The organism is Pseudomonas sp. URIL14HWK12:I6 (assembly GCF_000514195.1).
GTDB classification, from domain to species: Bacteria; Pseudomonadota; Gammaproteobacteria; order Pseudomonadales; family Pseudomonadaceae; genus Aquipseudomonas; species Aquipseudomonas putida_A.
In genome coordinates this window covers 183,341-196,796 of sequence record NZ_AZVL01000002.1, presented here as the reverse complement: position 1 = coordinate 196,796, position 13,456 = coordinate 183,341, and the positions used below count along the sequence as shown (strand labels likewise).

14 protein-coding genes are annotated in these 13,456 nt (G+C 58.2%); 5 read left to right on the top strand and 9 right to left on the bottom strand.

The annotated features are described in order from the left end of the window. Nucleotides 1-28 precede the first annotated feature (28 nt). From H043_RS30620 to H043_RS0104525, 7 genes are all read right to left on the bottom strand, one after another. Complete coding sequence (locus H043_RS30620) at nt 29-811, bottom strand: DUF6543 domain-containing protein (RefSeq protein WP_256214125.1); 783 nt, start codon at nt 809-811, stop codon at nt 29-31. Further along, the gene (locus H043_RS0104555; RefSeq protein ID WP_256214124.1) at nt 808-3,510 is read right to left on the bottom strand and encodes a DUF6543 domain-containing protein; all 2,703 of its coding nucleotides are present in this window, start codon (nt 3,508-3,510) and stop codon (nt 808-810) included. Before H043_RS0104555 ends, H043_RS30620 begins: the two co-directional genes overlap by 4 nt. A gap of 600 nt (nt 3,511-4,110) precedes the next feature. After that, nucleotides 4,111-5,022, bottom strand: a complete 912-nt coding sequence (locus tag H043_RS0104545; protein WP_007968066.1) for an SDR family oxidoreductase — start codon at nt 5,020-5,022, stop codon at nt 4,111-4,113. Between the two features lie 201 nt (nt 5,023-5,223). Then, complete coding sequence (locus H043_RS0104540; protein WP_027610879.1) at nt 5,224-6,126, bottom strand: alpha/beta fold hydrolase; 903 nt, start codon at nt 6,124-6,126, stop codon at nt 5,224-5,226. Next, complete coding sequence (locus tag H043_RS0104535) at nt 6,126-6,908, bottom strand: class II aldolase/adducin family protein (protein ID WP_027610878.1); 783 nt, start codon at nt 6,906-6,908, stop codon at nt 6,126-6,128. Before H043_RS0104535 ends, H043_RS0104540 begins: the two co-directional genes overlap by 1 nt. Before the next feature lie 131 nt (nt 6,909-7,039). Next, nucleotides 7,040-7,726 (bottom strand): LrgB family protein, encoded by a 687-nt coding sequence (locus H043_RS0104530; protein WP_027610877.1) that lies wholly within the window; start codon nt 7,724-7,726, stop codon nt 7,040-7,042. Continuing rightward, nucleotides 7,716-8,102, bottom strand: a complete 387-nt coding sequence (locus H043_RS0104525) for a CidA/LrgA family protein (protein ID WP_027610876.1) — start codon at nt 8,100-8,102, stop codon at nt 7,716-7,718. The genes H043_RS0104530 and H043_RS0104525 overlap by 11 nt, the downstream gene beginning before the upstream one ends. 94 nt (nt 8,103-8,196) lie before the next feature. Here H043_RS0104525 and H043_RS0104520 point away from each other — a divergent pair, with 94 nt between their 5' ends. Next, on the top strand, nt 8,197-9,084 hold the full coding sequence (locus H043_RS0104520; RefSeq protein ID WP_027610875.1) for a LysR family transcriptional regulator: 888 nt from the start codon (nt 8,197-8,199) through the stop codon (nt 9,082-9,084). On the opposite strand, the gene H043_RS0104515 is transcribed toward H043_RS0104520, so the two are convergent. Then, entirely contained in the window at nt 9,074-9,529 is a 456-nt protein-coding gene (locus H043_RS0104515; RefSeq protein ID WP_027610874.1) for a flavodoxin, read from the bottom strand. The two genes, H043_RS0104520 and H043_RS0104515, sit on opposite strands and share 11 nt — an antisense overlap. A 152-nt stretch (nt 9,530-9,681) precedes the next feature. On the opposite strand from H043_RS0104515, the gene H043_RS0104510 reads away from it, so the two are divergent. Together H043_RS0104510 and H043_RS0104505 are read left to right on the top strand one after the other, a co-directional pair. Continuing rightward, the gene (locus H043_RS0104510; protein ID WP_027610873.1) at nt 9,682-10,158 is read left to right on the top strand and encodes a PAS domain-containing protein; all 477 of its coding nucleotides are present in this window, start codon (nt 9,682-9,684) and stop codon (nt 10,156-10,158) included. Between the two features lie 55 nt (nt 10,159-10,213). Then, the gene (locus H043_RS0104505; RefSeq protein WP_027610872.1) at nt 10,214-10,819 is read left to right on the top strand and encodes a hypothetical protein; all 606 of its coding nucleotides are present in this window, start codon (nt 10,214-10,216) and stop codon (nt 10,817-10,819) included. Nucleotides 10,820-10,822: 3 nt separating this feature from the next. Here H043_RS0104505 and H043_RS0104500 read toward each other — a convergent pair whose 3' ends face one another. Then, nucleotides 10,823-11,782, bottom strand: coding sequence for a MerR family transcriptional regulator (locus H043_RS0104500; RefSeq protein WP_027610871.1), 960 nt, complete (start codon nt 11,780-11,782; stop codon nt 10,823-10,825). Between the two features lie 212 nt (nt 11,783-11,994). Between H043_RS0104500 and H043_RS0104495 the strand changes: the two genes are divergently transcribed. Then, nucleotides 11,995-12,564 (top strand): antibiotic biosynthesis monooxygenase, encoded by a 570-nt coding sequence (locus tag H043_RS0104495; RefSeq protein ID WP_027610870.1) that lies wholly within the window; start codon nt 11,995-11,997, stop codon nt 12,562-12,564. A 175-nt stretch (nt 12,565-12,739) separates the two neighbouring features. After that, nucleotides 12,740-13,450, top strand: a complete 711-nt coding sequence (gene folM, locus H043_RS0104490; protein ID WP_027610869.1) for a dihydromonapterin reductase — start codon at nt 12,740-12,742, stop codon at nt 13,448-13,450. Nucleotides 13,451-13,456: the final 6 nt, after the last annotated feature.

Sequence of the window (13,456 nt, the reverse complement as noted above, 5' to 3'; positions counted from 1 at the left end):
AGGCGATCTCCAGGCGCCAGCCCGGGGATCAGCGCACGATGGTCTGGCTGATGCCGGTTACCCGATCCTTCATCAATTCAGTGAAGAAATCGATCAACTGTTGATCTGCCGCTTTATGACCCGCCGCCTCGGCGACGAATTGCGCCGCCGACCGTGCATCATCGACCAGACCGAGAAACGATCGTTGAACGTTGGTCACCTGCTTGATCACCTCTGCGCTCGCACCGGCTGTGGCCGCCTGGCCGAGCGTAAATAGTCCGATCAACGCGTCCGCGCCGAATCCCAGAGCCGCCGAGTAGTCACCTCGCCGTTGCGCCTGGGCTCCGTCGTAAACACTTTTCATCATCTGCACCGCAACGGCCACGGAGCCAATAGGCGGCACGGCGAGACTAATGACATTCACCACTTTGATCAGGCCATCGTAAACCAGTCCCGCGATAACCTCCTTCAAACTGGTGGTTCGCTCATCGATATCGCTCAATGCGCGACGCACTCTCCGATCATGGAACGTGAAGAGGTTGTTCAACTTGGCGCGTTCTTGCGTCTTGACCGGAGGCAGGGGTTTCCCGCTTGCGGCAAGATCGTCAAAATAATCATTGATTACTTTTTGATCGATGATCGCAACCCGGTCAAAGTAGTAATCGCGCATAGGTCCATATTGGAAACGAATCGATGGAATGAAATCGTTGATGGGTCGATAGGCAACGCCATCCGGCGCATCGGGCGTATATAACCAGTCGTGGAACTGGCCGAGAACGTTCATCCGCAGGATGTAGACACCCGCAACCGTACGATCCCTCGACTTGGTCAAGCCTGTTTTCCCGATATTGAATTCGTAAAGACCTTCATCACCTTCTGCGGACGAATCATTGATCGGGTAGTGATAGACATCCTCTTCAAATTCCCGACAACCCGTTGTAGCGCTAAAAAAATGTCAGACCCAAACCTGCCATCGATGTAGTTGGAGAGCAGATCGTAATGCATCTGACAGCGAATTTTTTTTGCGTGAACGGCGCGCTTGAATGCATAGCCAGGATGCTTCCCGTCCAGATAGTCGCTATTGAGCATTTCCGTATACCTGTCGCCAGGACGGAATGTTTTCGATAACGAGGAAAGATCGCGAATATCCAGCTGATCGACTGCCGGATGGCCACCCGTCAAAAAATACCTCGGGTCATACTTGCTCGGATATGCCGGATTGGCAGCTTCAAACGACAGCCCTTCGATGAGCAGATCCGTTACGCTTTTCTGAAAATCGTCAGTCTGGACAATAATCTGATCGGGATTGATCTCGACATTTCGTCCTCGCGAACGCAACAGACTTTCAAGGTTCTGCTTTACCGCATCGTGGGTAAAGCGTTCGAAAGAAGGGAACGCATTGTCCCTTGCCTCTACGGTGGAGAGCGCTTTCAGTTCGGTATTCAATCGAGCGTAACGTTTGCGCGGCTCAATCCCGAGGTAGCGGTAAGGCGCAGGCGCAATGGTCCTGTGTAACGCCAGTTCAGACTGAAAAGCGAGATTGACGTCATTGAGCAACGGCGCTGTGCCATTGGGGAAAAGGTCCGAGTACTGGGTATCCAGCTTGTACAGATAATGGGTGGAGTGACGGCTGATACCGCGCAAGGATCCGGCATCGTGCAAATAGTCCGGATGAATCAATGACGCCGCGTATTCACGATCAGCGGTCATGGCCGATTCAAACCATTTGTTCAGAGCGAGTACATCCGCAAACGCCATGAAAACGGATTTGCCTGCAGGTGTTATCAGATAAACAAGATAGTTCCGAGTCTCCGGTGCCCGAAAAACCATCACACCTTTCAAGGCGGGCCCTGGAATCTGCAGGCTCAGTTTCAATCCGCGGATAGACACCGACGAGTCACCTGCCAACGCCCTTTCAATGACCTTCGCTTCGGTTTCACTGAAAGCGCCCGAATGGCGCGCAACGAAAAGCGCGAACTCGATGTTGCTGTGCAAGTGGTCGCGATACGCCTGTGCAAACTCCGGCGATGGATCAGTTGGAAGACTGGATACAAACTGCGAGCGCAAGTTGATGTTGTTCAACCATTGCTCAAGTGCAGCAGCGGACAGCCTGCTGCCGGACGGCAACCCGGTGAGGCTGATTTCGGCTTTATACCCCTCGTCATGCAGACCGAAGATGATGAATTCCGTCAGGGTCCGACTGTCGACCTGCTCGAGGGTGCGGCCGCCCAGTTGCATCTTGTGGACGCTGCGCACCTTTATCGTCTCGGCTTCCAGTTGCTCACCCAACGCGCTCATCGCCCACTCGGAAAAACAACGCAAGACATAATCTTTAAAAGAGAAACACCTGTCGAAAACCACCCGGTAGTCAGAGTGATATTTCTCCATCGAGTGCTCAAGCTCGACGTAACGCTGCTGAAGAGCGTTACCACCGTTCTTCAGCCAGAGTGGCCATTCGGTCCGCTTGAGTTCTGCCTGCACTTGATCGAATCGACGACCGATGTCAGCACGCATCACCGACAACATCTGATTGTCCTGCAATACACGGCTGAACGCTCGAGTCTGGCCCTTGCAATCGCGCATCAGACTTGCAAGCGTCTCAAGTTGTCCCTTCAAGTAAGCGTCGACACAATGAGCAGACACACTTTGCGTGGCTTTAGGGAAAGCGATTTTGCTACCGGACGCCGATACACGCGCCAGCAGCGTTGCGTGCGCGTCGATATTCCTGGCGAAGTATTCAAAGCCGTTGCCTGGCGTGTGAATGACATAACCGGTGGACTCATTGAGCAGTTTCATTTGCGGATCCGCCCGCATCGCATTATCGAGGACAAACCCCGGAACAAGCGAAGTGCGAGAGTCGGATTCAGGACTCACCACAACGCTATAAGCGCCGGCGCCGTTTTCCAGGTTCAACAAATAGTAATAGCGCGTCGCCATGCCATGATCCAGAAATCCCGCCATGGCTTTTAAAGAAAGCTCCGCTGTCAGCACAACGTTATAAGCCTGCTGCAAGGCCTGTTTATTTGTCAGTCCGGTATTTTCAGTTGTTGCGACTTTTACGGGGGCCGCCCAATATTTGCCTATCTCCGAACGCAGGCTGCTCTCCATGTTTCGCAGCGTATAAGTAATAGCCTCCTCAGCCTCGATAATACTGAAGCCCTTGACTCTCATCTCTTCGCCAACGGTATCGGGCAGGTGAAAGACACCGTCCCCGCCGCCAGCCAGATAGCTCGGCGCCACATTATTATCAAGACAATGAAGCAATACCTCAGACAGTTTCCCCGAAGGACGACGTTCAATCTCATTGGACTGATCGGTAATATTTATATAAACATTATCGATATTGATATTCTTCTGCCGCTGCTGCAATTCTTGCTGCAATGCCTGCCGAGCAATCTGCCGAACTGTCGGGATCGCCTCAACAATAGCGAACAAATCATTCTGCGCGGCAGCGGCCTTTGCCCACTCAGCCCTCCAGGTTACTTCTGCACCTTCAGAACCTCGCATCAAGCTTTTGTATAACTTATCCATATTCAAGTCCTACCTTTCAAGTTCAGTGAACGCAACCCCGCATCACTGCGATAGCGAAAGATAGTTTTATTTTCGACAAACAAGAAGCGCCAGTTCATTTCAACAAATATAGATTACAAGGTATTAACCGAAATAAAAAAACCACCTGTAAAAAATGACAAATTCACAAACAAACAATCCGCACAAAACTTTATACAAAGTAACTAACTCAACCATCCAGAATAGACAGCGAAGCGATATATTTCCGGGCGCGAACACTTTGCGCAGTCCGTGCAGGATCCTGTGGCGCGATCAAGACTGTTGCACGCCCCGTAACAGTGCATGTCCGGAATCGCTATTTTTCCTTCGGGTTCAAATGCTTATTCTGAGCGGGCTTTCAGGCAGACGCCGCAAAGCACCAAGCCTTGGCTGCTGAGCAACTCGCGCCAGCGCTGACCGATTTCAGATGAGTCGATGCTTCGATTGATCGCCCCGGTGTTCACTGACGTTGATTTGTAGCTCCTTGATCCAACGTCTTACCTTGGCCGCTGCGTTTGCAGCGGCCTTTTTTATGGGCGAAGGCTTTACCGGCGGGATCGGTATTTGCGGGGCGTGGCAACGTTACAGCGAATACTTCTGCAAATTCGCCATCATTTCCTTCAGCGCTTCAATGTTGTCCTTCGGATGCGCCGCGCCTTCGAAGTCGCAGATCTGCTGCCAGTGCGCCGCGACATCTTCCGGCGAGAAACCGCTGCGGGGATCGAAGCCAGCACCGAGGCTGCGTTCCCAGCGCACCTTGCCCATCCAGCCGCCACCGACTTCAAACAGGCCGGACGTTTCCTGGCACTGCTCACTGGCCAGGTACACCACCAGCGGGCTGACCAGCTCCGGTTTGAGCTGTTCGAACACTTGCGGCGGGATCAGGCCTTCGGTCATGCGCGTGCCGCCGGTAGGCGCGATGGCATTGACCAGAATATTGTTCTTGCGACCTTCGATGGCCAGGGTACGGGTCAGGCCGTAGAGGCCGAGTTTGGCCATGCCGTAGTTGGACTGGCCGAAGTTGCCGTAGATGCCCGAGGTCGAAGCGGTGAAGATCACCCTTCCGTAGTTTTGCTCGCGCAAGTGCGGCCACGCGGCGCGGGTCACTTTGTAGGCGCCTTCGACGTGGACGCGGTAAACCAGATCCCAGTCGGCGTCGTCCATCTTGTGAAAGGTCTTGTCGCGCAGAATCCCGGCGTTGTTCACCACCACGTCGACACGGCCAAAGGCGTCGAGGGCGTTTTGCACCAGTTTGTCGCCGTCGGTGACCGAGTCATGGTTGGCCTCGGCGATGCCGCCGGCTTCGCGAATTTCCGCCACCACACGGTCGGCGGCGGAGGCGTTGGCCCCTTCGCCCTGGGTCGAGCCGCCGAGGTCGTTGACCAGCACTTTGGCACCGTGCCGGGCGAACAGCAAAGCGTGCGCTCGCCCCAGGCCACCACCGGCGCCGGTGACGATCACGACTTTATCTTCGAAACGTACGGACTCATTCATCGCAGGAACTCCAGCAGGCCAGTATTGAGTCCGAGTGTCAGGCACAGGGCTTTGGGTCACAACGAATACGGCTGAGGCTGAATGGTGCGCGATAAGGGTGAGGGATGATGAGGGCGTCAAAAGATCAAAAGATCGCAGCCTGCGGCAGCTCCTACAGAAGATCGGTATAGGAGCTGCCGCAGGCTGCGATCTTTTGATCTTTCAGGAGCATGCGACCTTGCGCGGCGGCAACTCCAGGCGCTCACGAAACGCCAGGTAATGCTTGAGCACCTGCACCGGCGCTTCGATCTGCGGATAGTGGCCAATGCCCGGCAACAGCACCGTATCGGCGTCGGCAATCAGCTCGCGGTAACGCTCGACCATGTGCGCACCGGAGATCGGGTCGACCTCACCGTCAATAACTCGCAGCGACACCTCGCCGCGTTGCATCGCCGTCACCCAGCGGTCGCGCTGCACACGGCGCTCGGGGATGTAGCCGATCAGTTTGTGCAGGATGCGCGGCCCGCGATGGGTCTCGATCAGGCTCCAGAAATCATCCAGTTCACTTTCACTGGGGCCGGTCTGCGGGCCGAAAATCTGTCGGAAGCTTTTCACCAGCGCATCACGGGTAAATGCACGGCCGATCATCCAGCCCAAGGGGCTGAGCAGCAGCTTTTGCATCAAGACCGGGCGATGGGTTTCCGGAAACAGCCCGCCATTGAGAAAGACGCAACTGGCGACCTCGATCCGGTTTTCGTAATGCCGGGCGAGCAACTCCTGGGCAACGCTGTCGCCGTAATCGTGGGCCAGCACATGCACCGCTTGCTCGACCTGAAGATGCGCCAGCAGCGCCTGTTGCAGGTCGGCCTGTTCCAGCAGGCTGTAGCGGTGATGCAATGGTTTGGCCGAATCCCCAAAACCGAGCATGTCACAGGCGATCACCCGGTAGCGCTGGGCCAGTGGCTGCCACAGGTAGTGCCAGTCCCAACTGGCCGTCGGGAAACCGTGGATCAGCAGCAGCGGCTCACCCTGCCCCGCCGTCCAGTAACGGATCGACAGGCCGCGAAAGACAAACGTCCGGCTGCGTTTGCGCCAGACACACAGAGGGATCTCGGCAAGAGGCATCAGAGTTTATATCCGGGGTCTTGTTTATCGAGTTTGCGCAGCAACGCCGGCCAGGCCAGCGCGCCGCCCATGCCTTGAGCACTTTTGGTGACGCCGGCGATCATCGCTTTGGCGCCCGCCAGGATCTGCGGTTCGATGGCGATCAGTTCAGCAGCGCCGGTCTGCGCCATGACCTGAATATCGCAGGCGCGCTGGAAGGTGAACATCATCAGAAAGGTGTCGGCGATGGTGCCGCCACAGGTCAACAGACCGTGGTTGTGCAGCATCAGGAAATTGTTCTCGCCCAGGTCGGCCTGCAAGCGCGCCTTCTCTTCATGATTCAGCGCCACGCCTTCATAGGCGTGATAGGCCAGGCTCGACAGCACGAACAGCGATTGCTGGCTGATCGGCAACACACCCTGTTTTTGCGCTGAAACGGCCACACCGGAGGCGGTGTGGGTGTGCAGCACGCAAACCACATCGTGCCGCACTTCGTGCACGGCGCTGTGGATGGTGTAACCGGCGGGATTGATTTCGTAGGGACTGTCCATGAGCTTGTTGCCGGCCTGATCGACTTTGACCAGGCTCGACGCGGTGATCTCATGGAACATCAACCCGAACGGGTTGATCAGGAAGTCTTCGGTGCCCGGCACCTTGGCGGAAATATGGGTGAAGATCAGGTCGTCCCAGCCATGCAACGCTACCAGCCGATAACAGGCGGCGAGATCGACCCGGGTCTGCCATTCCGCGGCACTGACCTGGTCTTTGACATCAAGGGACAATTGGACGGGGGCTACGCTCACTGTATGCACCTCTGCGTTCTTATTGTTCTGCACGTACGAGCAGTCTAGTCAGGCGCAGAGGATCGCGTAGTTGCATTGCCAGCCAGCTTGATGACTGAGCGGGTCAGCCAGGCAAACACCTTGGATCCATGTCAAAGCAACGACGCCAACAAAGGTGCGGCGAACAGATTGAGCAGCCCGGTCAGCACCATCACCAGCCCCGCAACCGAGCCTTCCTCACCACCCACTTCATGCGCCCGACTGACGCCTGCGCCGTGCGCGCCAACCCCGAACAACGCGCCGCGCGCCAACGCACTGCGCAACGGCAGCCACTTGAGCAATACGCCGCCGAGCATCGCGCCGAACACACCGGTAAACATCACGAACACGGCAGTCAGTTCCGGCACGCCACCGAGATCCTGCGCCAGCGGCATGGCGAACGGCGTGGTGATCGAGCGCGGTACCAGCGACATCGTCACCGAGCTATCCAGCGCCAACGCCTTGGCCAGGCCGAACGACGTAGCGATCGACGCCGCGCTGCCGGCGAGCATACCCAACAGCAGCGCTGACCAGTGCCGCACCAGCAGACGCCGCTGCTGCCAGATCGGCACGGCGAAGGCGACCGTCACCGGCCCGAGCACCAGCATCAACCAATGGGTGTTGCTGGCGTATTCGGCATAGGCGGTGTGCAGCGGCACGGCGAGCGCCAGCAGCAGTGCCGGCACCAGAATCAGCGGCGACAGCAAGTAACGCCCGGTGCGCCGATAAATCCAGCGACTGAACAGGTACGCCAACAGGGTAAAGGCGAGCCAGAACATCGGCATCCATTCAAGCTTCATGGGACCGCCTCAGGCGCACGGCCAGCTCCACGGTGAAGGCTGTCACCAGCATCACCATCAGGGTGCTGGCGCCGATCACCAGCAAAATCCGCCAGCCGTCATCGCGCAACAGCGCGCCGTAGTCGAGCAGACTCATCAGCGCCGGAATAAAGAACAGCAGCATCTCGGCCATCAGCAATCCGGCACCCAGTTGCAGCGCCGCCGGTTTGACCCAACCAAACGCAAACGCCAGCAGCAACAGGGCCATGCCGATCACGCCGCCGGGAATCGGCCAGGCCAGCCACGCGGCGATCTGGCAGCCGAGCAGGTAGAGACCGAGCAACACGGCCAGTTCTGCGAATAGACGGGACAGGTATTTGAGGGATGCGGCGTTCATGATGGGCTCCTTACAGGGGCTTATTTTACGAAGCGGCCTATCATCCCAGAAGCGAATTGTTAGACTCAGTCCTATTCCACAATGGAATCGGAAGATGGAATTCAAACAGCTGCGCAGTTTTGTCGAAGTCATGCATCAGGGCGGCTTCACCCAGGCGGCGAAAACCCTGCACATCAGCCAGTCGGCGGTGAGCAAGCAAGTCGCGCAACTGGAGCAGAGCCTCGGCACGCCGCTGCTCGAACGACTCGGCTCGCAATTGCGCCTGACCGCCGCGGGCAGCGTGGTGCTGCAGCGCGCCGAGGGCATGTTGCGCCTGCGCAATGAATTGCTCAGCGAACTGGATGATCTGAGCCAACTGGCACGCGGCGAATTGCGCCTCGGTCTGCCGCTGCTGGGCAGTGATGCACTGTTCGCCGGGTTGTTCGCCGAGTATCGCCGGCGCTATCCGAACATCAGCATTCAATTGCTTGAAGGCGGCAGCCGCAATGTCGAGCAAGCGGTGCTCAGCGGCGAACTGGAGTTAGGCGGGAGCCTGCTGCCGAAAGATCCGCAGTTCGATTTCCAGCCGTTCTGCGATGAGAAACTCGATGCGTTATTGCCGGTGGATCATCCGTTGGCGGGGCGCGGCGAGATTGGCCTTGAGGAATTGGCCGACACGCCGTTCCTGTTGTATCAGCGCAGCTTCGTGCTCAATGACCGTTTACTGCAGGCCTGCCAGCAACTGGGCTTTACCCCGAAAGAAGGCGGGCGCAGCGGGCAGGCGGATTTTCTCGTGGCACTGGTGGCCGCCGGGCAAGGCGTGGTGCTGCTGCCCAGCGTGGTGGCCCGGGCACTGGAGCGTCCGGGCGTGGTGCGCCTGACCTTGCGCGCGCCAGATTATTTGCGCTGGGACATCGCCTTCATCTGGCGCCGAGGCGCCTATCTGTCGAAAGCCGCGCAGGCCTGGATGGCTCTGCTGCGTGAGCGCGCGATCAGCCCTTGAGCGTGGCGATCAATTGCGCCAGCCATGGCTCAGCGTCAGTTTCCGGGGTCACGCTTTCGCTGGCGTCCAGACGCAGCATCTCCTGCACTTCGCGCACGCCCAGTTCGGCGAACAACTCACGCATCAGTTCGCCGCCGCCACAGAACGTATCGCCGTAACTGGCATCCCCCAAACCGATCACCGCACCCGGCAAACCGCGCCACGCGGCTGGCAACTGATCGCGAAGGCTGAAATACAGCGGCTGCAGGTTATCCGGCAATTCGCCCATGCCGGTGGTAGACGTCACCGCGAGAAACGCTTCAGGTGCGAACGCCTGGATATTCGCCAGGCTGGCGCGCGGGTTGTAGAAGGTTTCAAAACCGGCGTCTTTCAGCAGGTTCTGCGCGTGACGGGCGACTTCTTCGGCCGTGCCGTAAACCGAGCCGGAGAGGATGGCGACTTTCATCAATCTGATCCTGAAGCTGAAAAAAAGAGCGGCGATAGTAGCAGTCCGACGCAAAAGCCGCGATCCAGCCCCGATTCGCCGTGATAGCCAGTAGACAGCGGCGTTGGAACTTCTAGAATGCCAGCCATTATCGACACTGAAAGGATTCATTGATGATCAACGCCAGTCTGCTGCAAATGGTGATCAACGCGTCGAACGATGGAATCGTGGTGGCCGAAAAGGAAGGCGAGCAGGACAACATCCTGATTTACGTGAACCCGGCCTTCGAACGCCTGACCGGTTACAGCAGCGAAGAGATACTTTATCAGGACTGCCGCTTTCTGCAGTCAGGAGACCGCGATCAAGCCGGTCTGTCGCTGATTCGCGACACCTTGCACAACGGCGGGGCGTGCCGGGAAATCCTGCGCAACTACCGCAAGGACGGCACCCCGTTCTGGAACGAACTGTCGCTTTCGACGGTGAAAAACGCTGATGACGGCCAGACTTATTTCGTCGGTGTGCAGAAAGATGTCACGGTTCAGGTCAAGGCGCAGCAACGCGTTGCACAACTGGAAGCACAAGTTGCCGCCTTGCAAGCCGAACTCGCCGCCCTGAAAGCGACGAACGGCGCAAACAAAACTGCGAACTAAGTGTCAGTAACTACAATCACCAATGACTTTGTAACTATTTCTTTCGAGCCAGGCCATGCAACGCGACGCACTCCTGACCCAGGATGAGCTGGATTTCATCCAGACCATGCAGCACAACCCGCAGCTCAATGTGCGGGATGCGACGTCGAGCCTGTTGGTCAATGGAGGTTCGCAGATCCGTGACCTGCTCACACGCCTGGCGGCTCACGAGCAAGTGACCATTCAGGCCAATTTCGAAAATCAGCAAATGACCTTTCCGCTGCACCTGGTGGAAGACGAATTCCACGCGTTGCACCTGCGCCTGGGCGTGCCGAGCATTTACGAAGACGGGCCGATGATTCGCCCATGGCGCCTGACTCTCGAAGAGCCGGTCGCGCTGGAAAATGCCAAAGGGCAACCGGGCATGATGTGGGTGCACGAGGTGTCGCACAAAGGCGTGCTGCTGGAAATGCGCAACAAGACCAAACCGCCCAAGCATTTCGCGCTGTGGTTCAGCCCTTCAGGTTACGAGCGGATTTCCCTGCGCGGCAACTTCGAGCGCGAAACCGAGCACGGCTTCTACGCCTACGAGCTGAGCCAGACCGACGCCGATGAAACCGAACGGCTGCGCCAGTTCATCCTGCAACAACACCGTCTGACCCACCCCGCCCTGCACACCTGATATTCAGGTATCCAGCGTACCTGCGAGAAATTGCGTCATGCGCTGACGCATCGTCGCTCCTTCATTGCCCAGACAACCGATCGACGATCCGGCCAGACTGTCCTGTGCCAGATCGGCAGCGTCGCCGGCGAGCATTACCTGACAGTCGAGACTCAAGGCCAGTCGATTCAGACGGCGCGGCAAATCCGCGGTGGGGGCATGGTTGGAAAACAGCACCAGCGCCTGCGGCTTGATCCGCTCGCACACCAGCGCCAACTCATCGAATGGCTGACCGGTGGTCAGCACCCGCACGCCCGCATCATTGCCACTGAGAAACAACGCGGCAACCAGTAGCTCGAGTTCACGACACTGACCGGCGAGCGCACTGACAATCACTTTGCGCGGCTGGGTGCCGCGCAGCGCGACGATCCGCTGCAACACCCGCGCCCGCAGGAACCCGTCGAAAAACAGCCACTCGCTGGTCTGCCCGAAAGCATCCTGGCGCTGCAACATCTGCAGCCACAAAGGCATGAGAATGTTCGGAAACACCACCGGCAGCGAGTAGGACGAGAAGATCTGGTTGTAAACCTGATCCAGCGCGCGGTCGTCGAACGAACTGACGGCCAATTGCACCTGCTGCTGCCATTGCGCGTAATCGGCCTGGACCAGATCATCGGGGATGATATGGGCCAAGGCTTTCAGCGGCTCGGTCCTCGCCAGGATCTTGCCGACCTTGCTCACGGCAACGCCGCGATCAATCCAGTCGACAATGCTGCGCACGCGCTCGATTTCGGTCATCGAATACAACCGGTGCCCGCTTTCGGTGCGCGTCGGCTGGATCAAACCGTAGCGGCGCTCCCATGCACGCAGCGTTACCGGGTTGACGCCGGTCAGCCGCGACACCTCCCGAATAGGGAACAACTCTTCGCGCTCAAGTGCGACAGAAGCCTGCGAGGCAGGGTTAGCGTCCGTGATAACAGCCATGGTGCTGGTGTGTCCGCTCGGTAAATTTGGATCCCATTCTACATCCGATGCCCTCTGTCGGTTCAACCCAATAAACAGAGACGAAAGTCTCTGAAACTGTCATCAAAATCGGGAATAATCCTTGCTTGTTGAAAAGCACAGACCCCTACCCCGGTTTGCGCAATGCGAAACCTCCTACCCGGAGCGCCGCACTCGAAATATGGAGATACACAATGTCTACTTCCCCCGTCACGCTGATGGTTGCGCGTCGCGTCGCCGACGGCCGCTATCAGGACCTGATTGCCTGGCTGCGCGAAGGCGAACAACTGGCCACTGACTTTCCCGGTTACCTGGGTTCCGGCGTGCTCGCTCCGCCACCCGGTGACAACGAATTCCAGATCATTTTCCGCTTCGTCGACGAGCAGACCCTGCACGCCTGGGAGCACTCGGTCTCGCGGACCGCGTGGCTGGCGCGGGGCAGCGATCTGTTCGAGCATCCCAAGGAGCATCGGGTCAGCGGCATCGAAGGCTGGTTCGGCGCTGCCGGTCAACGGCCACCACGCTGGAAACAGGCCGTGGCGATCTGGCTGGCGTTCTTCCCGGTGTCGCTGCTGTTCAACTTTGTCCTCGGACCGCTGCTCGGCGAGATGAGCCTGCTGCCGCGGGTATTGATCAGCACGGCGTGCCTGACGCCGTTGATGGTGTATTTCTTTATTCCGTTGTCGACGCGGTTGCTGGCCAACTGGTTGAACGCTGTGCCTGCGCGACCTTTGCCTGCAACACCCTCTACGCAGAATCGATGATCTCTGTGTGGGAGCGAGCCCGCTCGCGAATACGGACTGACATTCAACATTGATGTCGACTGAGACACCGCATTCGCGAGCAGGCTCGCTCCCACAGGTATTGGTAAGGCCGACAATAGGTGCATGGCTCATGTCGCTGTTATAGTTTTTGCTCCAACCGCGACGCGAGCCGTTCATGTCCAAATCCTCCGCCCCGATCCTCATCACCGGTGCCGGCCAGCGTGTCGGTCTGCACTGCGCACAGCGTTTGCTTGAAGACGGCCATCGGGTCATCTTCACCTACCGCAGCGAACGTCCGGGCGTACAAGCCCTGCGTGATCTGGGCGCTGTCGCGGTGTTCGCGGACTTCTCCAGCGAAGCCACCATCCTCGCCTTCATCGATGAACTGAAAACCCACACCGACTGCCTGCGCGCCATCGTCCACAACGCCTCCGAATGGCTGGCGGAAACCCCGGGCAGTGAAGCCGAGGCCTTCTCGCGCATGCTCAACGTGCACATGCTCGCGCCGTATCTGATCAACCTGCACTGCGCCGACCTGCTCAAAGGCTCGACCCCGGCCGACATCATCCACATCAGCGACGACGTCACGCGCAAGGGCAGCAGCAAACACATCGGTTATTGCGCCAGCAAAGCCGGGCTCGACAGCCTGACCCTGTCCTTCGCCGCGCGCTACGCGCCGGCAATCAAAGTCAACGGCATCGCGCCGGCCCTGCTATTGTTCAATCCCGACGACGACGCGGCGTACCGCGCCAGGGCGCTGGCCAAATCCGCGCTGGGCATCGAACCCGGCAGCGAAGTGATCTACCAGAGCCTGCGCTATCTGCTCGACAACCCCTATGTCACCGGCACGACCCTGACCGTCAACGGCGGACGGCACGTCAAATAAGCTGCT

Coding starts and splice junctions, on each gene's coding strand:
- H043_RS0104555 (WP_256214124.1), bottom strand. CDS start 3,510: ATGGATAAGTTATACAAAAGCTTGATGCGAGGTTCTGAAGGTGCAGAA.
- H043_RS0104545 (WP_007968066.1), bottom strand. CDS start 5,022: ATGAATGAGTCCGTACGTTTCGAAGATAAAGTCGTGATCGTCACCGGC.
- H043_RS0104540 (WP_027610879.1), bottom strand. CDS start 6,126: ATGCCTCTTGCCGAGATCCCTCTGTGTGTCTGGCGCAAACGCAGCCGG.
- H043_RS0104530 (WP_027610877.1), bottom strand. CDS start 7,726: ATGAAGCTTGAATGGATGCCGATGTTCTGGCTCGCCTTTACCCTGTTG.
- H043_RS0104525 (WP_027610876.1), bottom strand. CDS start 8,102: ATGAACGCCGCATCCCTCAAATACCTGTCCCGTCTATTCGCAGAACTG.
- H043_RS0104520 (WP_027610875.1), top strand. CDS start 8,197: ATGGAATTCAAACAGCTGCGCAGTTTTGTCGAAGTCATGCATCAGGGC.
- H043_RS0104515 (WP_027610874.1), bottom strand. CDS start 9,529: ATGAAAGTCGCCATCCTCTCCGGCTCGGTTTACGGCACGGCCGAAGAA.
- H043_RS0104510 (WP_027610873.1), top strand. CDS start 9,682: ATGATCAACGCCAGTCTGCTGCAAATGGTGATCAACGCGTCGAACGAT.
- H043_RS0104505 (WP_027610872.1), top strand. CDS start 10,214: ATGCAACGCGACGCACTCCTGACCCAGGATGAGCTGGATTTCATCCAG.
- H043_RS0104500 (WP_027610871.1), bottom strand. CDS start 11,782: ATGGCTGTTATCACGGACGCTAACCCTGCCTCGCAGGCTTCTGTCGCA.
- H043_RS0104495 (WP_027610870.1), top strand. CDS start 11,995: ATGTCTACTTCCCCCGTCACGCTGATGGTTGCGCGTCGCGTCGCCGAC.
- folM (WP_027610869.1), top strand. CDS start 12,740: ATGTCCAAATCCTCCGCCCCGATCCTCATCACCGGTGCCGGCCAGCGT.